The organism is Roseisalinus antarcticus, from assembly GCF_900172355.1.
Classification (GTDB): domain Bacteria; phylum Pseudomonadota; class Alphaproteobacteria; order Rhodobacterales; family Rhodobacteraceae; genus Oceanicola; species Oceanicola antarcticus_A.
This window is the reverse complement of record NZ_FWFZ01000006.1, coordinates 204,255-227,944: the sequence shown is the minus strand read 5'-3', so window position 1 is coordinate 227,944 and position 23,690 is coordinate 204,255. Positions and strand designations below refer to the sequence as shown.

24 protein-coding genes are annotated in these 23,690 nt (G+C 67.0%); 2 read left to right on the top strand and 22 right to left on the bottom strand.

Going from position 1 to position 23,690, the window contains the following annotated elements:
- Positions 1–139: 139 nt before the first annotated feature.
- Both ROA7023_RS08205 and ROA7023_RS08200 read left to right on the top strand, forming a co-directional pair.
- Positions 140–1,672, top strand: a complete 1,533-nt coding sequence (locus tag ROA7023_RS08205) for a DEAD/DEAH box helicase (RefSeq protein ID WP_085878528.1) — start codon at positions 140–142, stop codon at positions 1,670–1,672.
- A gap of 136 nt (positions 1,673–1,808) precedes the next feature.
- Entirely contained in the window at positions 1,809–2,204 is a 396-nt protein-coding gene (locus tag ROA7023_RS08200; RefSeq protein ID WP_085878527.1) for a PilZ domain-containing protein, read from the top strand.
- A gap of 554 nt (positions 2,205–2,758) precedes the next feature.
- On the opposite strand, the gene ROA7023_RS08195 is transcribed toward ROA7023_RS08200, so the two are convergent.
- The 22 genes from ROA7023_RS08195 to ROA7023_RS08090 form a co-directional block, all read right to left on the bottom strand.
- Entirely contained in the window at positions 2,759–4,423 is a 1,665-nt protein-coding gene (locus ROA7023_RS08195; protein WP_085878526.1) for a ribonuclease J, read from the bottom strand.
- Positions 4,420–5,193: a type III pantothenate kinase gene (locus ROA7023_RS08190; protein ID WP_085878525.1), complete on the bottom strand. Its 774-nt coding sequence runs from the start codon at positions 5,191–5,193 to the stop codon at positions 4,420–4,422. The genes ROA7023_RS08195 and ROA7023_RS08190 overlap by 4 nt, the downstream gene beginning before the upstream one ends.
- An 11-nt stretch (positions 5,194–5,204) precedes the next feature.
- On the bottom strand, positions 5,205–5,966 hold the full coding sequence (locus ROA7023_RS08185) for a biotin--[acetyl-CoA-carboxylase] ligase (RefSeq protein ID WP_085878552.1): 762 nt from the start codon (positions 5,964–5,966) through the stop codon (positions 5,205–5,207).
- On the bottom strand, positions 5,956–7,392 hold the full coding sequence (gene nuoN / locus ROA7023_RS08180; protein WP_085878524.1) for an NADH-quinone oxidoreductase subunit NuoN: 1,437 nt from the start codon (positions 7,390–7,392) through the stop codon (positions 5,956–5,958). The genes ROA7023_RS08185 and nuoN overlap by 11 nt, the downstream gene beginning before the upstream one ends.
- A 6-nt stretch (positions 7,393–7,398) precedes the next feature.
- Positions 7,399–8,967 (bottom strand): NADH-quinone oxidoreductase subunit M, encoded by a 1,569-nt coding sequence (locus ROA7023_RS08175; protein WP_085878523.1) that lies wholly within the window; start codon positions 8,965–8,967, stop codon positions 7,399–7,401.
- Positions 8,967–11,081, bottom strand: coding sequence for an NADH-quinone oxidoreductase subunit L (gene nuoL / locus ROA7023_RS08170; protein ID WP_085878522.1), 2,115 nt, complete (start codon positions 11,079–11,081; stop codon positions 8,967–8,969). Before nuoL ends, ROA7023_RS08175 begins: the two co-directional genes overlap by 1 nt.
- A 4-nt stretch (positions 11,082–11,085) precedes the next feature.
- Positions 11,086–11,391 (bottom strand): NADH-quinone oxidoreductase subunit NuoK, encoded by a 306-nt coding sequence (nuoK, locus tag ROA7023_RS08165; protein WP_085878521.1) that lies wholly within the window; start codon positions 11,389–11,391, stop codon positions 11,086–11,088.
- A gap of 93 nt (positions 11,392–11,484) precedes the next feature.
- Positions 11,485–11,946: a hypothetical protein gene (locus ROA7023_RS08160; RefSeq protein WP_143535483.1), complete on the bottom strand. Its 462-nt coding sequence runs from the start codon at positions 11,944–11,946 to the stop codon at positions 11,485–11,487.
- Positions 11,943–12,551 carry an NADH-quinone oxidoreductase subunit J gene (locus tag ROA7023_RS08155; protein ID WP_085878519.1) on the bottom strand — a complete coding sequence of 203 codons (609 nt, stop codon included), beginning with the start codon at positions 12,549–12,551 and terminating at the stop codon, positions 11,943–11,945. The genes ROA7023_RS08160 and ROA7023_RS08155 overlap by 4 nt, the downstream gene beginning before the upstream one ends.
- The gene (locus tag ROA7023_RS08150; protein WP_085878518.1) at positions 12,548–12,955 is read right to left on the bottom strand and encodes a carboxymuconolactone decarboxylase family protein; all 408 of its coding nucleotides are present in this window, start codon (positions 12,953–12,955) and stop codon (positions 12,548–12,550) included. Before ROA7023_RS08150 ends, ROA7023_RS08155 begins: the two co-directional genes overlap by 4 nt.
- Before the next feature lie 124 nt (positions 12,956–13,079).
- Complete coding sequence (gene nuoI, locus ROA7023_RS08145; protein ID WP_085878517.1) at positions 13,080–13,574, bottom strand: NADH-quinone oxidoreductase subunit NuoI; 495 nt, start codon at positions 13,572–13,574, stop codon at positions 13,080–13,082.
- A 1-nt stretch (position 13,575) separates the two neighbouring features.
- A complete protein-coding gene (gene nuoH / locus ROA7023_RS08140; protein ID WP_085878516.1) occupies positions 13,576–14,616 on the bottom strand; it encodes an NADH-quinone oxidoreductase subunit NuoH in 1,041 nt (346 codons plus the stop codon).
- A gap of 27 nt (positions 14,617–14,643) precedes the next feature.
- Entirely contained in the window at positions 14,644–15,075 is a 432-nt protein-coding gene (locus ROA7023_RS08135) for a YNQ4 family lipoprotein (protein WP_503128313.1), read from the bottom strand.
- A 26-nt stretch (positions 15,076–15,101) separates the two neighbouring features.
- A complete protein-coding gene (gene nuoG, locus ROA7023_RS08130) occupies positions 15,102–17,123 on the bottom strand; it encodes an NADH-quinone oxidoreductase subunit NuoG (RefSeq protein ID WP_085878515.1) in 2,022 nt (673 codons plus the stop codon).
- Between the two features lie 304 nt (positions 17,124–17,427).
- The gene (locus tag ROA7023_RS08125) at positions 17,428–17,823 is read right to left on the bottom strand and encodes a DUF5333 domain-containing protein (RefSeq protein ID WP_085878514.1); all 396 of its coding nucleotides are present in this window, start codon (positions 17,821–17,823) and stop codon (positions 17,428–17,430) included.
- 134 nt (positions 17,824–17,957) lie between these two features.
- Positions 17,958–18,290, bottom strand: a complete 333-nt coding sequence (locus ROA7023_RS08120) for a hypothetical protein (RefSeq protein WP_085878513.1) — start codon at positions 18,288–18,290, stop codon at positions 17,958–17,960.
- Positions 18,291–18,437: 147 nt separating this feature from the next.
- A complete protein-coding gene (locus ROA7023_RS08115; RefSeq protein WP_159458465.1) occupies positions 18,438–18,740 on the bottom strand; it encodes a hypothetical protein in 303 nt (100 codons plus the stop codon).
- 112 nt (positions 18,741–18,852) lie between these two features.
- The gene (nuoF, locus tag ROA7023_RS08110; protein ID WP_085878511.1) at positions 18,853–20,151 is read right to left on the bottom strand and encodes an NADH-quinone oxidoreductase subunit NuoF; all 1,299 of its coding nucleotides are present in this window, start codon (positions 20,149–20,151) and stop codon (positions 18,853–18,855) included.
- Positions 20,152–20,174: 23 nt separating this feature from the next.
- The gene (locus ROA7023_RS08105) at positions 20,175–20,393 is read right to left on the bottom strand and encodes a DUF5337 domain-containing protein (protein WP_085878510.1); all 219 of its coding nucleotides are present in this window, start codon (positions 20,391–20,393) and stop codon (positions 20,175–20,177) included.
- A 70-nt stretch (positions 20,394–20,463) separates the two neighbouring features.
- Positions 20,464–21,411, bottom strand: a complete 948-nt coding sequence (locus ROA7023_RS08100) for a helix-hairpin-helix domain-containing protein (protein ID WP_143535481.1) — start codon at positions 21,409–21,411, stop codon at positions 20,464–20,466.
- Between the two features lie 177 nt (positions 21,412–21,588).
- Positions 21,589–22,263, bottom strand: coding sequence for a helix-hairpin-helix domain-containing protein (locus ROA7023_RS25650; protein ID WP_085878508.1), 675 nt, complete (start codon positions 22,261–22,263; stop codon positions 21,589–21,591).
- A 174-nt stretch (positions 22,264–22,437) separates the two neighbouring features.
- A complete protein-coding gene (locus ROA7023_RS08090; protein ID WP_085878507.1) occupies positions 22,438–23,592 on the bottom strand; it encodes an NADH-quinone oxidoreductase subunit E in 1,155 nt (384 codons plus the stop codon).
- Positions 23,593–23,690: the final 98 nt, after the last annotated feature.

Below are 23,690 nucleotides of genomic sequence, written 5' to 3'. Positions count from 1 at the left end.
AGGCCAACCGGACGGCTTTCCTTGACCTCGAGCGCGCTTGCGCGTATGCGCGTTACTCGAGGAACCCCGGCAATTCGGCCCAGGGGTTGGCCGCGCGACTTTGCGGCCCAACGTGCCGTGATATCAGCGAAAGGCATCCATGACGAAGTTCTCCGATCTGAACCTCAACCCGAAGGTTCTGAAAGCAGTAGAAGAGGCGGGCTACGAGACGCCGACACCGATCCAGGCCGGCGCCATCCCCCCCGCGCTCGCAGGGCGCGACGTTCTGGGCATCGCCCAGACCGGGACCGGCAAGACCGCCAGCTTCACCCTGCCGATGATCACCCTGCTGCACCGCGGCCGTGCCCGGGCGCGGATGCCGCGGTCGCTGGTGCTGTGCCCAACGCGGGAACTGGCCGCGCAGGTGGCCGAGAACTTCGACATTTACGCCAAGCACACCAAGCTGACCAAGGCGCTGCTGATCGGCGGTGTCAGCTTCAAGGAACAGGACATCCTGATCGACAAGGGCGTCGACGTGCTGATCGCCACCCCGGGCCGGCTGCTCGACCATTTCGAGCGCGGCAAGCTGTTGCTGACCGGCGTCCAGATCATGGTGGTGGACGAGGCCGACCGCATGCTCGACATGGGGTTCATCCCCGATATCGAGCGGATCTTCGGCCTGACGCCCTTCACCCGGCAGACGCTGTTCTTCTCCGCCACCATGGCGTCCGAGATCGAGCGGATCACCAACACCTTCCTGTCGAACCCCGAGCGAATCGAGGTCGCGCGCCAGGCGTCGGCCTCCGAGACGATCGCGCAAGGCGTCGTGGTCTTCAAACCCTCGCGGAAGGATCGCGAGGGGTCCGAAAAGCGCTCCATCCTGCGCGGCCTGATCGAGAGAGAGGGCGCCGACTGCCGGAACGGGATCATCTTCTGCAACCGCAAGGTCGATGTGGATGTGGTCGCCAAGTCGATGAAGAAATACGGCTATGACGCCGCCCCGATCCATGGCGATCTGGAGCAGTCCCAGCGCACGCGTACGCTCGACGGGTTCCGCGACGGGTCGTTGCGGTTTCTCGTGGCCTCGGACGTCGCCGCCCGCGGGCTCGACATTCCGAACGTGAGCCACGTATTCAACTACGACGTGCCCAGCCATGCCGAGGATTACGTCCACCGGATCGGGCGCACGGGCCGCGCCGGGCGCGAGGGCCGCGCGATGATGATCTCGGTGCCGCGCGACGAAAAGAACCTCGATGCGATCGAGAACCTGATCCAGACGCAGATCCCGCGCATCGCGAATCCGCTCAAGGGCGACGCCACGGCCCCCGAGGCAGAGGCCACGCCCGAGGCCGAGACGCCGAAACCGACCCGGACCCGCACGCGAAGCCGCAATCGCCCGGCTGCCAGCACGCCGGCCCCCGCGCCCGAAGAAGCGGTCGAGCAGACAGAGGCGACCCCCGCGCAGGCCGAGCCCCGGCAAGAGGACGCGGCAGCCGCGCCCGCCCCGGAGACGGCCGAACCCCCTGCAGAGCCCCAGAAAGACAGCGCACAGCGCGGCGCCTCAAACCGCTCGCGCGGGTCGTCCAACCGCGGGCGGTCTCGCCGGGACGAGCGGGACGAACCCGTGGTCGGCATGGGCGACGACGTGCCGTCCTTCATCGCCCAGAGCTTCGAAGAGCGCATGGTCGGCTGACCCCATCGCGCCGGTGCCGCCCTTTCGCGGGCACCGGCGCGATGGAACGCAAAAAATCCCGTTGGGTTTGCCCGCATTTAACGGAATATTACCATTACGGCTCTACCGTCCTCCAGAGTGAAGGGCGATACCAGTCATGGAAATGTCGGAAACAATCAGTCGGGATACCCAGGACGGCAAGGTCCGGCGCCTACATTCGCGGGTGCAACTTGACGCGCTTGGCGAGTTGACCCTCGGCGACACCACATTGATAGGCCTGATCGAGAATTTCTCGGCCAGCGGGGCGCTGCTGCGGCTCCACGGGCCCGCGGCGACCCAGTTCTTCGGCGTCGGCTGGAAGATGACCAGCCCGCTCTTCGGCACCCTCCCGATCGAGATCCGCTGGCGCCGGCTCGACCAGGCCGGCGTGTCCTTCGCCATCGACAAGGCGCAACGCCTGGCCCTCGACCGCTTCGTGCGGATGCTGATGCGCCACGGCGTCGGCCAAACCGGCGACGAAAAGCCCTCGGGCCTCTTCGCAAGCAGCCGCTAGCGCAGGCCGGGCCTCTTGGGGCATGACCTGTCCCCGGCCGGCGGCCGGCGCCAGTCTCGACAAGCCGCTCTGGGGCTGGCCCATCCCTGCCCCAATCGCGGCACAGGACGACGCTCCAGCTGGGCTTCGCCGGGCCGGTCCTGAGCCAATTTTCCCACGGCCAGCGCCCTCATTTCCAGACCGTTTCGGGTAGGTCCTGTGCGGGAACCCGCGAGTGACACCGCCCAGGCCAATCCGCCTTGGGCCCTTCCTCTTTCAAACGCCGCGGCAAGCGCGGCGCCGGCTGTGCTGGTCCGCGCCCGCGCTCTCCTCGGAATTCTCGACAGTCGTTCTGCCGGCCAGCCCGGTCCGGGCCATCCCGAAGCCGCAGACGCCAGGAAGGCGGGCCGGAACTGGGCACGGGTTGGCCCCGATCCGCGCCGGCAAAGGCCGCGCCGCTTCGAGTTCACCCGGTCCCTGCCATCACGGCCGAATAGGGCCGGCCAGGCCTGACACGCCGCAAGTGCCGTGGCGGCCGGGCCATTCGAGCCCCCCGCGTCAGAGCCCCGCCGAATTCAGGCTAGGCGGCTGACGACCACGGTCACTTCGGGTTTCTTGCCGATCTCGGATTGTGCCGAGCGCCGCGTGATGTTGCGCAGCTCTTTCTCGAGCGCGGTGTCGTCGGAGAGGGTCCGCTTCGTCGCGCGCATCAGGAACTGGTTCAGGTCGCCTTCGAGGACATCGACCAGCGGGGTCTTGGACTCGCCGGTCTCGGGCAGGCCCATGATCTCGCACCAGGGTTCGCCCAGGGGGGCGCCGTCCTCGTCGATGATCAGCGTCACGACCACGTGGCCGTTCAGCGCCATGCGGATCCGGTCGCGCACGACGCCGTCGAGGGCGCCGATCTGCACGGATCCGTCGAGGTAGCTGCGCCCGGTTTCCACGTAGTCGACCACCCGCGGACGGTTGCCCGTCAGCTCCACCATCGTGCCGTTCACGGCCAGAACGCTGGGGATTCCCCGCGCCTCGCCCAGCTTCACATGCTCGCTCAGGTGGCGGTGCTCGCCGTGCATCGGGATCAGCGCCGACGGCATCATCATCGCGTGCATCGCCTCGAGGTCGGGCCGGTTCGCGTGGCCCGAGACATGGTAGAGCCCGTCATGATCGTCCACGACCTCGACGCCCTTTTCGGAGAGCTGGTTCATGATGCGGATGACGCCGCGCTCGTTGCCGGGGATCGTCTTGGAGGAGAACAGGAACGTGTCCCCTTCCTTCAGCTCGATGCCGAGGTATTTTCCGTTGGCCAGCTGGGCCGAGGCGGCGCGCCGCTCGCCCTGGCTGCCGGTGACCAGCAGCATGACATTCTCGCGCGGCATGCTGCCCACATCCTCGGGCGCGATCGTCTTGGGAAAGTCCGACAGCAGCCCGGTTTCGACCGCAGCCTCGGTCATCCGCCGCATCGCCCGGCCCAAGAGACAGACCGACCGACCGGCGCGCTCGGCCGCCGTGGCCAGTGTCTTGAGCCGCGCGATGTTCGAGGCGAACGTCGTGGCCACGACCATCCCGGTCTTTTCGGCCATCAGCGCCTCGATATCGGGGCCGAGGGTATTCTCGGACCGGCCCGGATGGCGCGAAAAGACGTTTGTCGAATCGCAGACCAGCGCCTTGACGCCGCCCCTTGCGACGTCGGCCCAGAGCTCTGCGTCGAAGGGGTCGCCGACCACCGGGGTCTCATCGATCTTGAAATCGCCGGTGTGCACGACGCGGCCGGCGGGCGTGTCGATCGCGAGGCCCGCGCTTTCCGGGATCGAGTGCGAGACCGGAACGAAGGCGACCGAGAACGGCCCCAGCTCGATCTTTTCCGGCCAGATCGGCGCGGTGATCACGGCGTCGGCCCCGATGCCGTATTCATCGAGCTTGCGGCGCGCGATGTTGGCGGTGAAGGCGCGGGCATAGATCGGCACGCCCAGGCGCTCATACAGATGGCCGACGGCCCCGACATGGTCCTCGTGGGCGTGGGTGATGAACACGCCCTCGATCCGTTTGCGCCGCTTCTCCAGCCAGGCCATGTCGGCCATGATCAGGTCGACGCCGGGGGTCGTGTCCATATCCGGGAAGGTCACGCCCAGGTCGACGACGATCAGCCGTTCCTTGTCCGGCTCTCCGTAGCCGTAGACGTAACAGTTCATCCCGATCTCCCCCGCGCCTCCGAGGGGAAGGTAGATCAGTCGCTCGCTCATGGATTTTCCTTGTTGTACCGGTGAATGACCGTGAGCCCATGCATGGTCAGGTCATCCTCCACGGTGTCAAATAGCACATCGCCTGTTGAGAACAACGGCGCAAGCCCCCCTGTGCCGATGATCCGCATGGGCCGGTCGTATTCGCCCTTGATGCGGTCGCACAGGCCCCGGACCAGGCCGACATAGCCCCAGAAGATGCCCGATTGCATGCAGGCCACGGTATTCGTGCCGATGACGGCCTGCGGTTTGGTCACGTCAACATGGGGCAACGCGGCGGCGGCGGTGTGCAGCGCCTCGAGGCTGAGGTTCACGCCGGGCGCGATCACCCCGCCGATATAGGCCCCGTCCCCGGCCACCACGTCGAAGGTCGTCGCGGTCCCGAAATCGACCACGATCAGGTCGCCGCCGTGCCGGTCGTAGGCACCGGCGGAATTGACGATGCGGTCAGGCCCGACGGCAGTGCCCTGGTCCACCCGCGGCGCGACCGGCAGCCTGCACTCCGGCTTGCCGACGACGAGGGGCCGGGTCCCGAAGTAGCGATCCGACAGGACGCGCAGGTTGAACACCACGCGCGGCACGGTGGACGAGATGATGACATCGGTGATCCGGGGCTTGATCCCGTGGTGGGCCAGAAGGGTCGAATACCAGACGAAATACTGGTCCGCCGTGCGTTGGTGTTCGGTCGAGGTGCGCAGGGTGCAGACGAAATCGGTGCCGTCCCAGATCGAGAAGACCGTGTTCGTGTTCCCGCAGTCGATACAAAGCAGCATGGACGGCCCCTTCAGAAATAAACGTCGGCGGCGGGGATCACGCGCTGCCCGTCCGCGGTGCCGAGCACCAGGTTGCCCTCGTCGTCGATGGTCTCGAACGTGCCGGTGATCTCTTCGCGCATGGTGCGCGCGGTGATGACCTCGCCCAGCCGCGCCGCGTTGCCCAGCCATTCGGAGCGCACGCGGGCGAAGCCGATCCGCGACAGGATCGCCTCCTGCGTCGCGTAGTTCGAGGCGAGCACGTCGAGAAACGCTTCCGGATCGACGGCCTCGCCCCCCTGCTCCTTGAGGCTGACCGGGCGGAAATCCATCTCGGGCCGGTCGGGCGGCGCCTCGGCAAGGTTCACGCCAAGGCCGATGGAGAGCCAGTCGACATAAGGCCCCCTCCCCGTGGTCTCGAGCAGGATGCCGGCGACCTTGCCCCCGTTCAGCAGCACGTCGTTGGGCCATTTCAACGCCAGCGCGTCGCGGTCGATGTAGATCGCCAGGGTCTCGAACAGGGCATTGGCGGCGAGAAAGGACCGGCGGGCGGCCTCGGCCGGGGTGCACTCGGGCTTGAACACAAGCGTGGCGGCGAAATTGCCCGTCCCGCCCGACCATCGCCGCCCCCTGCGCCCGTGCGCCGCGGTCTGGCGGCGGGCCATGATCCAGGTGGGCCGGTCAAGCGTGCGGGACCGCTCCGCGGCCTCCGCCATGGTGCTGGCCGTCTCCGCGAGGATCAGCCGGTCATACCCCTGGGGCCAGAGGCCCCGATCCTGCGCGTCAGTTGACAAGCGTCTGAGCCGCGGCGGCCGCCAGCGGTTCAATACCGAAGAGGTTGATGACCCCGAAGGTCATGACGAAGGCCGAGGCCACGAGAAAGCCCCAGAGCACGGGGTTTGTTGCCCCGTCCAGCGCCTCGCGCTCCTCTCCGAAATACATGTAGTACACGATCCGCAGATAATAGAACGCCGCGATCACCGAGGCGATCACCCCCGCCACGGCGAGCCACCCGAGCCCGGCGTCATAGGCCGCGCGCAGGACGTAGAACTTGCCGAAGAAGCCCACCAGCGGCGGCACCCCGGCAAGGCTGAACATCAGCACCAGCAGGGCCACCGCCTTCAGCGGCTCTTTCGCGGAATACATCTGCAGGGCGTCGATGTCCGTGACCGGACGGCCGTCCTTTTCCATCGACAGGATGAAGGCGAAGGTACCGATGTTCATCGCGACGTAGATCGTCATGTAGACCAGCATGGCCTGCACCCCGAAGGCCGTGCCCGCGGCCAGCCCCATCAGCGCGAAGCCCATGTGGGTGATCGAGGAATAGGCCATCAGGCGCTTGATGTTGCGCTGCCCGATCGCCGCGATCGCGCCGAGAAACATCGACACGACGGCGAGGAAGGCCACGATCTGCTGCCAGTCGCCGACGACGCCGCCGAAGGCATCGTGCATCACCCGGGCGAAGAGGCCCATGGCCGCCATCTTGGGGGCCGTGGCGAAGAAAGCGGTGATCGGCGTGGGCGAGCCCTCGTAGACGTCCGGGGTCCACATGTGGAAGGGCGCGGCCGAGACCTTGAAGGCGAAACCCGCGGACATGAACACCAGGCCGAAGAGCAGACCCAGAGGCACATCGTCGGAGGCGGCGTCGATGATCCCCGAGAACAGCGTCGTTCCGGCAAAGCCATAGGTCAGCGAGGCGCCATAAAGCAGCAGGCCCGAGGACAGCGCCCCGAGGACGAAGTATTTCAGGCCGGCCTCGGTCGACTTGATGCTGTCGCGGCGCAGCGAGGCCATGACATAGAGCGCGAGCGACTGCAGCTCCAGCCCCATGTAGAGCACGATCAGATCGCCTGCCGAGACCATCACCATCATGCCCACCACCGAGAGGCTGACCAGCACCGGGTATTCGAAGCGCAAAAGGTCGCGGCGCTCCATGTATTCCTTGCTCATGACCAGAACCGCGGCGGCCGACAGCAGGATCACCACCTTGGAGAACCGCGCGAAGCCGTCGTCGACGAAAGAGCCGTCGAAGGCCACCCGCGTCTCGGCGGGGGCGTAGCCGATCCAGAGGGCCAGCGCGACGAAGACCGCCGCCGTGATCCAGACGAGAAGGCCCGCGACGCCGTCCTTGCCGGTGTAGACGGCCCCGATCAGGGCGATCATCGCAAAGACCGAGAGCAGCAGCTCTGGCAGGACAACCTGAATATCCGCAGAAATCATCTCGGGTTACTCCGTGGCTTCGGCGATGAGCGTGGCAGGCTCATAGGCGGCCTGCGCGGTCTCGACCCCGGTTATGAGGTTCTCGACGCTGGGGCCGATGATGTCGGTGGCAAGGCTGGGGTAGACGCCCAGCAGGATCGTCATGACGACCAGCGGCGCAAAGATCGCGCGCTCGCGGCCGGTCATGTCGGTGATGGATTTGAGGCTTTCCTTGATCAGGTCGCCCATGACGACCCGGCGATAGAGCCACAGCGCATAGGCGGCCGACAGGATCACCCCCGAGGTGGCGACCAGCGCGACCCAGGTGTTGACCTGGAAGATGCCCATGAGCGTCAGGAACTCGCCCACGAAGCCGGAGGTGCCCGGCAGGCCCACGTTGGCCATGGTGAACAGCATGAAGATCAGCGCGTAGGCCGGCATCCGGTTCACCAGGCCGCCGTAGGCGTCGATGTCGCGGGTGTGCATCCGGTCGTAGATCACGCCCACGCAGAGGAACAGCGCACCAGAGACGAAGCCGTGGCTGATCATCTGGAAGATCGCCCCGTCGATGCCCTGCTGGTTCATCGCGAAGATGCCCATGGTGACATAGCCCATGTGGGCAACCGACGAGTAGGCGATGAGCTTCTTCATGTCCTCCTGCACCAGCGCCACAAGCGAGGTGTAGACGATGGCGATGGCCGACATCCACAGCACCAGCGGCGCCAGGATGTCGGAGGCGACCGGGAACATCGGCAGGCTGAAGCGCAGAAAGCCGTAGCCGCCCATCTTGAGCAGGATCGCCGCCAGCACGACCGAGCCCGCGGTGGGCGCCTGGACGTGCGCGTCGGGCAGCCAGGTGTGCACCGGCCACATCGGCATCTTCACCGCGAAGGAGGCGAAGAACGCCAGCCACAACAGCGTCTGCATCCCGCCCACGACCTGGAAGCCCAGCAGCGGGAAGGTCTCGGACGCGAAGGTGAAATCCATCAGCCCGACGATGTCGGGGCCGCAGGCCGCGATGCAGGTCGTGCCGGCCTCGGTGAACATGCCCACCATGGCGACCAGCATCAGCACCGACCCGAGGAAGGTATAGAGGAAGAACTTGAACGAGGCGTAGATCCGGTTCTTGCCGCCCCAGATCCCGATGATCAGGAACATCGGGATCAGCCCGGCCTCGAAGAACAGGTAGAACAGGATCAGGTCCAGCGCCATGAACACGCCCAGCATCAGCGTTTCCAGCAGCAGGAACGCGATCATGTATTCCTTGACCCGGTGGCTGACATGCCAGCACGACGCGATGACCAGCGGCATGAGGAACGTCGTGAGCATGATGAACAGGACCGAGATGCCGTCCACCCCCATCCGGTAGTTCATGCCCAGAAGCCACTCGCGATCCTCGACGAACTGAAAGCCGGTGTCGGACGCGTCGAAGCCGAACAGGATGAACAGCGAGATGATGAAGGTCGCCGCCGTGGTCGCCAGCGCCACCCATTTGGCGTTGGATTGCGCGGCCTCGTCATTGCCGCGCAGGAACAGCGCCAGGATGATCGCGCCCAGCAGCGGAAAGAACGTGGTGAGTGAGAGCAGGTTGCCCATTACTCGGCCCCCCCGAACAGCGTCATCCAGGTCAGCAGGATCGCGATCCCGAGGACCATGGCGAAGGCGTAGGTGAACAGATAGCCGGACTGGGCGCGGCCCAGGGTCCGGGTGAAGAACGGGATGATCCCCATCGCCAGCCCGTTGATGCCGCCGTCGATGACGTTGCCGTCGCCGCGTTTCCACAGCAACCGGCCCAGGCCCATCGCGGGCTTGATGAAGACCGCGTTGTAGATCTCGTCGAAATACCACTTGTTCAGCAGGAATTCGTAGAGCGGGCGCTGGTTTTCGGCCAGTTTCTCGGGCCAGTCGGGACGGCGGATATACATCTGGTAGGCAAGGCCCAGGCCCAGAAGCATCGCGATGAAGGGCGAGATCTTGACCCAGGTCGGCGCGTGGTGCGCCTCATCCATCACGTGGTTGTCCGGCGAGATGTAGATCGCCCCCTGCCCCGGCAGGGCGACCATCGCCGCCTCGGCGTGATCGCCGGCAGCGTCGCCCTCGGCGGCGGCTTCGCCTTCGGCGGCGGCGCCGTGATCCTCGGCCGGCGCAGCGTCGCCGTGGTCGGCGGCGGCCTCGGCATGGGCCGACGGGATCCCGAAGAACTGGTTCACCCGCTCGTGCTCGCCAAAGAACGCGCCGTACCAGACCATCCCGGCGAAGACCGCGCCGAGGCTGAGCACGCCAAGCGGGATCAGCATGACGGTCGGGCTCTCATGGGCGTGGTCATGGGTGTGCTTGTCCCCGCGCGGCGTGCCCCAGAAGGTCAGGAACATCAGCCGCCAGGAATAGAAGCTCGTCATCGCCGCGGCGATCACCAGCATCCAGAAGCTGTAGCTGGTGCCCCCGGCCCAGGCGCTCTCGATCACGGCGTCCTTCGACAGGAAGCCGGCGAAGCCGATATGGGTCAGCGGGATGCCCACGCCGGTGATCGCGAGCGTGCCGATCAGCATCGCCCAGAACGTGTAGGGCAGTTTCTTGCGCAGCCCGCCGTAATTCCGCATGTCCTGCTCGTGGTGCATCCCGTGGATGACCGAGCCCGCGCCGAGGAACAGCATCGCCTTGAAGAAGGCGTGGGTCAGCAGGTGGAACATCGCGACCGAGTAGACGCCCACGCCCGCAGCCACGAACATGTAGCCCAGCTGCGAACAGGTCGAATAGGCGATGACGCGCTTGATGTCGGTCTGCACCAGGCCGACGGTCGCGGCGAAAAAGGCCGTCGAGGCGCCGATGAAGGTGATGAAGGCCGTGGCGGAGGGCGCGAATTCCATGATCGGCGACATCCGGCAGACCAGGAACACGCCGGCCGTGACCATGGTCGCCGCGTGGATCAGCGCCGACACCGGCGTCGGGCCCTCCATCGCGTCCGGCAGCCAGGTGTGCAGGAACAGCTGGGCCGATTTGCCCATGGCCCCCACGAACAGCAGGAAGGCCACCAGTTCGGCCGCGTTCCAGGAAGTCCAGAGGAAGGTCAGCTGGGTCTCGGCGATCTCGGGGGCGGCGGCGAAGATGTCGTCGAACCGGATCGAATCCGTCAGGAAGAACAGCGCGAAGATGCCCAGGGCAAAGCCGAAATCGCCCACCCGGTTGACCACGAAGGCCTTGATCGCCGCGGCATTGGCCGAGGGCTTGCGGTAGTAGAAGCCGATCAGCAGGTAGGAGGCGAGGCCCACGCCCTCCCAGCCGAAGAACATCTGCACCAGGTTGTCGGCGGTCACCAGCATCAGCATCGCGAAGGTGAAGAACGACAGGTAGGCGAAGAACCGGGCGCGGTATTGCTCGCCCTCGCGGAAGTTGTCGTCATGGGCCATGTAGCCGAAGGAATAGAGGTGCACGAGCGCCGAGACCGTCGTGATCACGATCAGCATCGTCGCGGTCAGCCGGTCCATCCGGATCGCCCAGTCGGTCGCGAGCGAGCCGCTCTCGATCCAGCGCATGATCTGGATGTTCTCGGTCACCCCGTCGAAGGTCAGGAACACGATCCACGAGAAGAAGCAGGCGATGAACAGCAGGCCGGTAGAGATCCACTGCGCGCCGCGCACCGTCAGGAAACGCCAGCCGAACCCCGCGAGAAGGCTGCCGACCAGTGGTGCAAAGAGGATGATCTGCTCCATGCCTTCAGCCTTTCATCACGTTGACGTCTTCGACGTCGATGGTCCCGCGGTTGCGGAAGAAACACACCAGGATCGCAAGGCCGATGGCGGCCTCGGCCGCGGCGACCGTCAGCACGAAGAGGGTGAAGACCTGCCCCACCAGATCGCCCAGAAAGGACGAGAAGGCCACCAGGTTGATGTTCACCGCGAGCAGCATCAGCTCGATCGACATCAACAGGATGATGACGTTCTTGCGGTTCAGAAAGAGCCCGAAGATCCCGATGACGAACAGCGCGGCGGCCACCGTCAGGTAGTGTTCAATTCCGATCATGTCCCTCGTCCCCTCGGCCTTATGGTTTGCCGATTGTTCCGGTCGGCCCTCGTCCGGCGCGGGCCGGGCTGCGGGTCGCTTGTGTCGTCTCGGTCATTCCGCGGGCTCCCAGGGCGTCTTGTCGCCCTGAAGACCGGGGTAGAATGCGTCGCAGCTGCAGGTCTCGGTCGTCGAGGCGCGCAGCTGCGCGGGCGCGCCGTAGCTTGTCAGCACCGAGGCCAGCTCCTGTCCGCCGACCATCCGTTCGGCGGCGAGGGCGTCCTGCATGACGCCGATGATGTCGGCGGCCGTGCGCCGCGAGCCGTCCGGCAGCCGCGGCATCGCCGCGATCAGGCGGACGCCGCTCTCGCATTCGGTGAACAGCACGAAGGCGTCGGGCACCTGCGGGGCCGCCCCTTCGAAGTAATGCTGCGCCACGAAGCCCTGGCCGAGATCGAGCGGCGCCTCGCTCATCTCGGCGGCATCGACCAGCGGCACGCAATCGGCGGGCGCGGTGTCGGCCAGCACCGGGCCGGCGGCCGCGGCAAGCAATGCTATGGCGCGGATCGTTCTCACAGGCCCTGGCCCGGCTTCACGTCGTGAAGCTCCATCGCCTTGGCCGGATCGCGGTAGATCTGGGCGAGGATGTCCTGCCGCTTGACCCCGACCCGGTGGCGCAGGGTCAGGACGATCGCGCCGATCATCGCCACCAGCAGGATCAGACCCGCCAGCTGGAACAGCAGGATGTAGCGATCATAAAGCAGCAGGCCCAACCCCTGGGTGTTCTGGATGCCGCCCTCGACCGGCGCGACGAGGCGCTCGGCCGAGCCCTCGCCGTAGGTCCAGACGCCGAAGGCCAGCGCCAGTTGCATCAGGATGATCACCCCCATCAGCAGCGCGAGCGGCATGTAGCGGGCCATCTCCGCCTTCAGCTCGGCGAAGTCGACATCGAGCATCATCACGACGAACAGGAACAGCACCGCGACCGCGCCCACGTAGACGATGATCAGCAGCATCGCGACGAATTCCGCGCCCAGCAGGATGAACAGCCCCGCCGAGGACAGGAACGCGAGAATCAGCCACAGCACCGAATGCACAGGGTTCCGGCTGATCACGGTGAAGAGGCCCCCGGTCACGGTGGACACCGCGAAGATGTAGAAGGCGATGACGGCTGGGGTCATTGTTCCTCGTCCTTATCCTGTCCCATGGCCTCGTTGGCGAGTTCCATCGCCTTGGTCATGGCCGGCACACCGCCGAACATCGCGGCCGACGCGATTGTCTCGGCAATCTCCTGTTTCGTGGCCCCCGCCTGGATGGCGTGGCGCACGGTCAGGCGCAGCTGGCTTTCAGCCTGTGCGCCCATGATCGTCAACCCCATCAGCGTCAACAGAAGCCGTGTCTTGGCGTCCAGCCCCTCGGGGTTGAAGGTCTTGCCTAGGAACGTCTCCATCACCTCGGCGGGCATGGTCGGCCACATCTGCTCGAACCCCTTGGGCGTGAAGGATTCCAGCGCCGGGTTGAGCGCCTTGGCCCAGTCCTGGCCGGCTTTCATCATCGCCTCGAACGGGTTCTTGGGATCGGTCACCGGCGGCCTCCGTTGCGTTGTCGACCTGCCTCCGACGGCACGGCCGGGCGCGACACACCGCCCGCCGCCCCCGGCGGGGCGGCGTCGGGGCCGGCGTCGGCCCTGGTGTCGGGGGCGGCAGGTGTCATCTGTAGGGCGCGTCCATCTCGAGGTTGCGGGCGATCTCGGCTTCCCAGCGGTCGCCGTTCTCCAGCAGCTTGGCCTTGTCGTAATAGAGCTCTTCGCGGGTCTCGGTCGAAAACTCGAAGTTCGGCCCCTCGACGATGGCATCCACCGGGCAGGCCTCCTCGCAGAAGCCGCAGTAGATGCATTTCGTCATGTCGATGTCGTAGCGCGTCGTGCGGCGGCTGCCGTCGTCGCGCGGCTCGGCATCGATCGTAATCGCCTGCGCCGGGCAGATCGCCTCGCAGAGCTTGCAGGCGATGCAGCGTTCCTCGCCGTTGGGATAGCGGCGCAGGGCGTGTTCGCCCCGGAACCGCGGACTCAGCGGCCCTTTCTCGTGGGGGTAGTTGAGCGTCGGCTTGGGACGGAAGAAATATTTCATCCCCAGTTTGAAGCCCTGAAAGAAATCCTGCAGCAGGAAATATTTCGCGGCGCGGGTGTAGTCGATCTGCGTCACGTCAGCCTCCAATCGCCCAGCGGGCCCAGAAGCCGCCGAACACTTCGAATTTCGCGAGAAACGACACCAGCACGACCCAGGCGAGCGACATCGGCAGGAAGACCTTCCAGCCCAGTCGCATCAGCTGGTCGTAGCGGTAGCGCGGGGTAATCGCCTTCACCATCGCAAAGATGAAGAACACGAACAGCATCTTGCCGGCCATCCACAGCACGCCGTCGGGCAGGCCCGGGATCGGCGACAGCCAGCCGCCCAGGAAGAACAGCGACACCAGAGCGCACATCAGCACCACGGCCATCAGCTCTCCGATCATGAAGAGCAGGAAGGGGGTCGAGGAATATTCCACCTGGTAGCCCGCCACCAGCTCCGATTCGGCCTCCGGAAGGTCGAAGGGCGGGCGGTTGGTCTCGGCCAGCGCCGAGATGAAGAACAGGAACATCATCGGGAAATGCGGCAGCCAGTACCAGTTCAGGAAGCCGTAGCTGCCGTCCTGGGCGCGCACGATGTCGCTGAGGTTCAGCGAGCCGGTGGAGATGATGACGCCGATGATGATCAGGCCGATGGAGACCTCGTAGGAGATCATCTGCGCGGCAGACCGGAGCGAGCCGAGGAACGGGTATTTGGAGTTCGACGCCCAGCCACCCATGATCACGCCGTAAACCTCCAGCGACGAGATCGCGAAGATGTAGAGCACGGCCACGTTGACATCGGCCAGCACCCAGCCGTCGTTGAACGGGATCACCGCCCAGGCGATGATCGGCACGATGAAGGCGATCATCGGGGCGAGGAAGAACACCGTCTTGTCCGCGCCCGCCGGCACGACGATTTCCTTGACGATGTATTTCAGGAAATCCGCGAAGGATTGCAGCAGCCCCCAGGGGCCGACCACGTTGGGACCGCGGCGCATCTGCACGGCGGCCCAGACCTTGCGGTCGCCGTACATCAGGAACGCGAGGCTCACGAGGATGGGCACCAGCACAAGCAGGCATTGACCAAGGACCAGAAGCACGATCCCGAGGTTGGTGGTTGTGAAGAACTCGACCATACGTCCCTTCCCTCAGCGTCCGGTCACTCAGACCGTCGGCACGCCAGCGCGGTTGCAGGTATCAACCGTAAACTCGGCATCGATTGTTTGCAGGCCCTGCGGCAGGGCCGCCGAGATGGTGTAAACAGCATCCGCCTGCCAGATTCCACCCTCTTCGGCAACGTTCGTGCGGACATGCCGCGCGTATGAATAGCCTCGGATCAGCGTATATTGCGCGGCGGCGCATTCGGCATAGAGCGAGACGTCCACCGGACCGGAGGCCCCGCGCATCGCCACGCGAAAGTTCACCAGGTCATCGTCCAGAAGCCGCGTATGAACGCCGTCATAGGCCAGGTCCGACCTGTCGCGGGTGATGGAAACGCCGGTTTCCCGGTCGTCGGGCGCGGCTGCGCAGCCGGCCAGCGCGGCCCCGGCCGCCCCGGCGATCACGGCTGCGGCAAGCCGCCGCAGACCCGACAGGGGGAAGGGGCCGAGCCGCACCCGGCTCACTCCGCCGCGATCTTGGCCTCGCCCCGGGCCTTTGCGTTGGCCGAAAGCTCTGCCATCAGCGCCGAGGCCCGCGCAATCGGGTTTGTCAGGTAGAAATCCGCAACGGCGGAGGTGAACGGCCCGTCGCCCACCGCACCGGCCTCGCCCTCGGAGGGCGCGTTCTCGGGCACCGCGTCGACCTCGGCCAGGTGCGGCACCTCCGCGACCATGGCCTGGCGCAGCTGCGCCAGCGAATCGAAGGGAAGCTGGTGGCCCGCCTCGGCCGAGAGGGCCCGCAGGATCGCCCAGTTCTCCTTGGCCTCGCCCGGCGCGAAGGAGGCCCGCAGCGCCAGTTGCGGCCGACCTTCGGTGTTCACGAAAAGGCCGTTTTCCTCGGTATAGGCGGCGGCGGGCAGGATCACGTCGGCGCGGTGCGCACCCCGGTCCCCGTGGCTGCCCTGGTAGATCACGAAGGGGCCGTCGGCGATCTCGATCTCGTCGGCGCCGAGGTTGTAGACCACGTCGGCCCCGTCGAGCGCGGCCGTGACGCCGCCCTCGGTGACCGCGCCCACGTCCATGGCACCGACCCGGGCGATGGCGGAATGCAGGATCATGACCTTGGAGCCCGCGGCGCGGGCGGTCTTGAGCGCCAGCGCCAGAACGGCCGCGCCGTCGTCGCCGGTCAGTGCCCCCTGCCCGATCACCATCACGCCGGGCACGTCGGCCTTGTCGGAATGGTCCTGCTCGGACAGCCACTTGAGCGCGTCGCGCCCGGTGCCAATGTCGGACACGTCGAAGGTCAGGTCGTCAGGCTGGCCGATCCGCGCCACATGGGCGCCGCGCAGCCAGGCCTTGCGGATGCGGGAATTGAGGACCGGCGCCTCGTGGCGCGGGTTGGTCCCGATCAACAAGATCATCTTTGCCGAATCGACATCCTCGATCGTCGCGTCGCCGACATAGCCGAAGCGATTGCCGGCGGGCAGCTTGGCCCCGTCGGTGCGGCACTCGACGGCGCCGCCGAAGGACTGGACCAGGGTTTTCAGCGCATAGGCGGCTTCGACCGGCACCAGGTCCCCGACGAGGCCCGCGACCTTCTTCGCGCCCTTCAGGGCGTCGGCGGCGGCCGTCAGCGCCTCGGGCCAGGTGGCCGGGCGCAGCTTGCCCTTCTCGCGCACATAGGGCCGGTCGAGGCGCTGGCGGCGCAGGCCGTCCCAGACGAAGCGGGTCTTGTCGCTGATCCACTCCTCGTTCACGCCGTCGTGGTTGCGCGGCAGGATCCGCATGACTTCGCGGCCCTTGGTGTCGACCCGGATCGAGGAGCCGAGCGCATCCATCACGTCGACCGTCTCGGTCTTGGTCAGCTCCCAGGGGCGCGCGGTGAAGGCATAGGGGCGCGAGACGAGGGCGCCGACCGGGCAGAGGTCGATGATGTTGCCCTGCATGTTCGAATGCAGCGTCTCGTTGAGATACGAGGTGATCTCGGCATCCTCGCCGCGGCCGGTCTGGCCCATCTGGGTGATGCCCGCGACCTCGGTGGTGAAGCGCACGCAGCGGGTGCAGGAGATGCACCGCGTCATGTGCGTCTCGACCAGCGGGCCGAGATCCAGGTCCTCGGTCGCGCGCTTGGGCTCGCGGTAGCGGCTGAAGTCGACGCCGTAGGCCATGGCCTGGTCCTGCAGGTCGCATTCGCCGCCCTGATCGCAGATCGGGCAGTCCAGCGGATGGTTGATGAGCAGGAACTCCATCACCCCCTCGCGGGCCTTCTTGACCATGGGGCTGTTGGTCTTGACCACCGGCGGCTGGCCTTCGGGGCCGGGGCGCAGGTCCTTGACCTGCATCGCGCAGGAGGCGGCGGGTTTCGGCGGGCCGCCCACGACCTCCACCAGGCACATCCGGCAATTGCCGGCGATGGTGAGGCGTTCGTGGTAGCAGAACCGGGGGATCTCGATGCCGGCCTCTTCGCAGGCCTGGATGAGGGTCATGGCCCCCGGCACTTCCACTTCTTTTCCGTCGATGACGATCTTGCGCAAGTCGGACATGAGGGTGGGCCCTTCGCTTCAGTCTCGCACCGCGCCCGGTCGCTGGCCCGTGCCTCGGGCCAAGGGAGCGGCATTTACCGCGTCTTATAACGGGTCGCGCTGCGATGCCAGTGGGCTCTGGCCACGGGGACGGGCGAAAAATCGACGCGGGGGGGCCCGGACGACCGGTCCGGCGGCCCTGTGCCCTGATTTGCGGCAGCGCCCGAACGGCAGCGGCGCCGCCCGGATCCGCGCGGCGGAGGGGGGCTGTCTGCCCCCCGCGCACGATGTGCGCCCCCCCGAGGATATGGCAGGCAATGAAGGATCAGCGCAGGAGCTGGCCCACCTGCGAGCCGCGCTGGATCTCGGCCCGGCCGACCGCGCAATAGGTCTCTCCCCGGCCTTCGACGGCACCCATGGCACGAAGCCGGGCGCGGGCTTCGGCCTCCAGCCGGTCGGAGGCGGCGTCGTCGTCGATGAAGGCATCGATCTCGTCGTTGGAATAGCCCAGCCGGCGCGCCTCGCCGCGGAGCCGTTCGAGAAAGGCGATGCCGCGGAACAACCGGGCGTCGAGGTCGCGGCACTTGTCGCCGATCTCATAGGCCAGGGCGACGGCGATCAGCCCCTCGCGGACGACGGGGACCTCGGAGAGGGGCGGGTTGGCCAGGCCCTTGCCGGCGCAGAGCGTGAGGGCGGCGAAGAAGATCGGTAGGGGGCGCATGTCGGTCTCCGGTATGAGGCTGCGGCAGACATCGGCCAGCGCCGGCCGCTATTCAATAGCGGGCGGGTGCAGGCGGCTATCAGGGCTGATTCTTGCCGGTTTTCGGGGAGCGGCGGTGCCGGGCGGGCGCAGGGTCAGTCGAGGGGGCGGCTGCACTCGAAGACAAACGACCAGGCCGACCCTTCATGCGCCTCGCGCACGTCGCTGGCGGTGCCCCAGGGGCAGGTCAGCGCCTCGGCGCGCACTTTCTCGGCGGCGGTGGCCGTGACCTCTGTCCCGTTCAGCGGGCGCACGATCACGGTGACAGTGCGGGTTTCGATGGTCTTGGTCAGGTGGGTGCCGTCGGTGAGGTAGATCCGCATTTCGCCGATCTCTGCCGGGCCTTCACTGCGTTCGAGGCGGACCACGGCGTCCTGCGCCAGTGCCGGCAGTGCGAGGCCGATGAGAAATATGGGTAGCAGGCGCATGATCTCTGGTCTCCGGTTGTCGGCTTGGCGCCGGTGTGGGCCCGTCGCGCAGCGCAGACGTCGAGATCGAGTGTCTCACTTGCGGCCCCGTCTCACAAGGTTCCGCATCTGCCGCACGGCGCGAACCGCGCGACGGCCGAGGTGCCGTCACTCCAGGCAGAGCCCGCTGCGGTCCCACCACTTGCCGTCGCTTCTGATCAGGGGCTCGCCGGTCCATTCGTAGGTGTCCGGTCCGAAATAATCAGCGCACCATGTCGCGGCATTCTGATCCGCCAGGGCCTGGGCCGGGTTCTGCTCGGTGACGTTGCGCAACCGGAACTCGAACCCCCGGCCACCGGTGTCAGGCAGCACCCGGATGAAGGCTTCGAGCGGCCGGCCCTGCGCCACAACAGGCAGGGCGACGGCCAGCAAGACCACGCAGGTCAAGGCGGCGGACATAGCCTGGCGCATCGAGATCTCCCCGGACATTGCATATTACGTGGCATATTGCGTGGGTCAGACCTGCAGCCTCGGTGCCCCGGGGCAAGCAGAACCGTCCAGACAGCCCCCGAGATGCGCCCCGTCACTCCGCCGCAATGGCCCCGCTGCGGCCGGATTTCTGGGCCTTGATACGGTCCTCGATCTCGTCGCGGAAGTTCTTGATCAGGCCCTGGATCGGCCAGGCCGCCGCGTCGCCGAGCGCACAGATCGTGTGGCCCTCGACCTGCTTGGTGACCTCGAACAGCATGTCGATCTCCTCGACCTCCGCCTCGCCCTTCACCAGCCGGTCCATGACGCGCATCATCCAGCCCGTGCCTTCGCGGCAGGGCGTGCACTGACCGCAGCTTTCGTGCTTGTAGAATTTCGACAGCCGCCAGATCGCCTTGATGATATCGGTGGACTGATCCATCACGATCACCGCCGCGGTGCCGAGGCCGGAGCCCAGCTCACCGCGCAGGTAGTCGAAATCCATGATCGCGTCCTTCATGTTCTCGCCGCGCACGCAGGGAACCGAAGAGCCGCCGGGAATCACCGCCTTGAGGTTCGACCAGCCGCCGCGAATGCCGCCGCAATGGGTCTCGATCAGCTCTTCGAACGAGATCGACATGGCCTCTTCGACCACGCAGGGGGTGTTCACATGGCCCGAGACCGCGAAAAGCTTGGTGCCCGCGTTCCGCTCGCGGCCGAAGCCCGCGAACCACGAGGCGCCGCGGCGCAGGATGGTGGGCACGACGGCGATGGATTCGACGTTGTTCACGGTGGTGGGGCAGCCGTAAAGGCCCGCACCTGCCGGGAACGGCGGCTTCATCCGCGGCATGCCCTTCTTGCCTTCGAGGCTTTCCAGAAGCGCGGTTTCCTCGCCGCAGATATAGGCGCCGGCGCCGTGGTGCAGGTAGAGGTCGAAATCCCAGCCCGACCCGGCGGCGTTCTTGCCGATCAGCCCCGCGTCATAGGCCTCGTCGATGGCGGCCTGAAGCGCCTCTTTCTCGCGGATGTATTCGCCCCGGATGTAGATGTAGCAGGCATGGGCCTGCATCGCGAAGGAGGCGATCAGGCAGCCCTCGACCAGCGTGTGCGGATCGTGGCGCATGATCTCGCGGTCCTTGCAGGTGCCGGGTTCGGATTCGTCGGCGTTGACCACCAGATAGGCGGGGCGGCCGTCGGATTCCTTGGGCATGAACGACCATTTCAGGCCGGTGGGAAAGCCCGCGCCGCCGCGGCCGCGCAGACCGGAGGCTTTCATCTCGTCGACGATCCAGTCCTTGCCCTTCTTGATCAGATCGGCGGTGCCGTCCCAATGGCCACGCGCCTTGGCGCCGGCGAGGGTGCGGTCGTGCATCCCGTAGATATTCGTGAAGATGCGATCTTCGTCCTTGAGCATGTCGGGTCTCCCGCAGCTTTGGCCTATCGGTTTCGGGTCTTTTGCCAGATACCGTAGGTGACAACCAGTGCCCAAATGAACGCACCCATCGCCGCGAGATAGAACAGCATTTCGAACCGGGGGGCGAGACCGGCGAGCCGGGTGATGACCGGCGCCAGGATCGCGAGCAGGCCGCCGCCCGCGATGGCGAGGGCGGCCTGGCGGCCCTGACGGGCGATCTGTCTATCCGGATCGGTGCTCATGTCGTCTCGCTGGGGCGCTCGGCGCCGGTGATGGGGCCGGCGACGAGCATGTCAGGGCTCGGCGCGGGGCTCAAGCCGATCCGTCGGGCCCGGAAAGCGCGGCCGCGGCGGCGACCCAGCGGCCGCGGGTCACCCGGCCCGCGGGACCGCCGAGGTTCTCGTCCATCCAGGCCACTTCGGCGTCGCTCCAGGCGGCGATCTGGTCGAAATGGTAGATGCCGAAGCCGGCGAGCTTTTCGGCCAGCTTCGTGCCGACGCCGGGCAACATGGTCAGGTCGTCGGACGTCCCGCGGGGTGCGTCGAGCGCGGGCGGGCGGACCGGCGCCATGGTGGCGGTGCCTTCGGATGCGTCCTTGCGGGCGGCGGCCGGCACTGGGCTCTCCGCCCTGGTTTCGGCGGCGGGTGCGGGGGCATTGTCCTTGGGCGCTTCGGCCATCGGTGCGGGGGCGGCGGCGGGTTTCCGGGCCTCGGGCCCAGCGGCCGGTGCGGGTGTCTCGACCTCGGGGGCGACGGCGGGCGTCTTGGCCTCGGGCGCGGGGGCCGGTGCGAGCGTCTCCGACTTGGTCTCGGCAACCATCTCGGGCGCTTTGGCTTCGGCCGCAGGCGCTTCCGCTTCGACCGCGGGGGGAGCGGCATCGACTTTGGGGGCTGCCTCCGAGGCCTGAGCGGTTTCGGCCGCGGCAGCCTCCGGCTTGGGCAGCGACGCCTCGATTTCGGCCACGCGCGCCTTCATCGCGGCGACGGCCTCCACGGCCTGCTCGGCGAAGGCGTCGATCGCGGCCGGGTCTTGCACCTTCGCATCCGGGGCGGTCTTGGGCAGGAACGGGGCAAACGGGGTCGCGGTCATGCCGCTGCCGCGAATCATCATCAGCGGGCCGGCCATCGCCATGCGCCAGGCGTAACCCTGAAAGGCGAAGGCCGCGGCCATGCCCTGCATCATGGGTGCAGCAACGCTCATGGCGGCACCGGCGGGCAGAAAGCCGGAATACATGGAAACGGGGGATTGGGTCATGGTCATGTCACACCTCCAGTCGGGTGGGTCTCATGGGGCGAGCCGACGCTGGACGCGCGGCCCTTGCCCAATCCATGCCTCAAATGCCGCAGCGCAGCAAGATATTTTGCACCGCAGCATATCCGTCCCCGCACCGAACGGCGCAAAGGCGCTCGGACCATCGGCCCGCAGAGGGGCCCTGCCCTATTTGGACTTGGCGGAGAACTCGGTCTCGCCGCCGGCCGCGAGGATCTTGGCCTGGGAGACCCAGCCGTCGCGGGTCACGCGGCCCTTGAACCCTTCCAGGTTCTCGTCGACCCAGGCCACCTCGGAGGCGGTCCAGCCGGCGACCTGGTCGAAGTGATAGAACCCCATGGAATGCAGAAGCGACTCGAGCTTCGGCCCCACGCCCTTGATCAGCTTGAGGTCGTCCGGGCCACCGTCGCGGGCCGCCGAAAGCGTCGCGGGCTTTGCCGCGTCACCGGCTGCGGGTGCCTCTGCCTCTGCCTCTGCCGCGGGCGCGGGCGTCGAAGTCGGAGCCGGGGCCGGGGCGGGCTCCGGCGTGGGGGCCGGGGCGGCGGGCGCAGGGCTTGCGGCCGGCGCAGCACTCGCGGCGGGCGCGGTGCTCGCCGGCCGCGGGGCCGGGGCGGCCGCACGTTTGGGAACGGTGGGCGCGACGGCGGGGCCGCTCAACGCCGTGCACAGCACAAGGCTGAGGAAAAGGCCGACGGCCAGAACCGTCACGATGCCGACAAAGATCGACCCGGTTGCCGATACGTCGCCAAGCACGATCATGATCGCCGTCGCGGCGAAACCGGCCACCGCGCCAAGCCCCCAACAGCCGGCCTGGCACTTCAACTGGTCGCTATGCTCTGTCATCTGCAGCACTCCCTATTGTCCTAGATCCCGCAAGACCGCGCTCTCGGACGCGAGAATCCCCTGAACCATAGCCATTTTGCAGCGTCTGAACACCGTTTCCGTCGCAAGGCCCCAATCCTGCGACCTTTCCGGCACTCCGAAAGCGGCGCGACGGGCGCCCCGCCCCGGTCCGGATCAGCTTTCGCCAGCGAATTCCGTCGCCTGCGCGACCCAGTCGTCGCGCTCGATCCGGCCCTTGAACTTGAGCCGGGCGTCGACCCAGGCGATCTCGCCCGGACCCCAGGCGGCGATCTGCGCGAAATGGTAGAAACCCATCTCGTTCAGCAGGCCCTCCAGCTGTGGGCCGACCCCCTTGATCCGCTTGAGGTCATCGGCCTGCCCGCCGCGCGGCGCGTCCAGGGTCTCGGGCTCGACCTCAGCCACCTCACCGGTCGAGGGCTTGGCGACGGCATCCACGTCGGGCGCCTCGCCCGAGGCTTCGGAGACCTTGTCGCTGGCCTCGCCCTTGTCGCGCGGGCTCGGGCTCTCGGCCGGGGACCGTCCGCCTTGCGCGCCGGTCGGGCCCGACGGGCCCATCAGGTCATCGCGCCGGGCGGCGGCGGCGCCTGCCGGCGTGCCGCCCGCGTCGCCCCAGGGCGCGCGAAGGGGCACTTCGCTGCCGTCGATGCGCTTGATCGTGTCGCCAAGCTCGGAGGCGAGCGCGACGCTCGCGTTCTGCGGCAGGCGGTCCGCCTCCCATGCGGTCAGCGAGGTCAGCCCCGATGCCGGTTCGGCAGCATAGCGGCCATTTTGCGGACCCGGCGTCGGCACGCGGCCCGCCGCCATCTCGTCAAGGATCCAGGCCAGTTTTTCGGCCGTCAGGTCCTCGTAATAATCCTTGCCGATCTGGGCCATCGGCGCGTTGGCGCAGGCGCCCAGGCACTCGACCTCTTCCCAGGAGAACTTGCCGTCCGCCGACAGCGCGTGGGGAGCATCCGCGATCTTGTCCCGGCAGACCGCAACCAGGTCCTCGGCGCCGCAGATCATGCAGGAGGTCGTCCCGCAGATCTGAACATTCGCGACCGACCCGACCGGCTGCAACTGGAACATGAAATAGAAGGTCGCGACCTCGAGGCCGCGGATATAGGCCATGCCCAGCATCTCGCACACATGCTCGATCGCCGGTTTCGACAGCCAGCCTTCCTGTTCCTGCGCCCGCCACAACAGCGGAATGATCGCCGAGGCCTGGCGGCCCTGGGGATACTTGGTGATCTGCGCTTCGGCCCAGGCCTGGTTGTCCGGGGTGAAGGCAAAGCTTCCTGGTTGCGACTGGTGCAGGCGTCTCAGCATGGGCTATGGGCTCCGAATGATCGGCGCAGGCGCACGAAACGGCCCGCTTTTGCTTGGCGTAGCGCCGCCTGCGCGGGGGGTCAACCGGTCAACCCGCC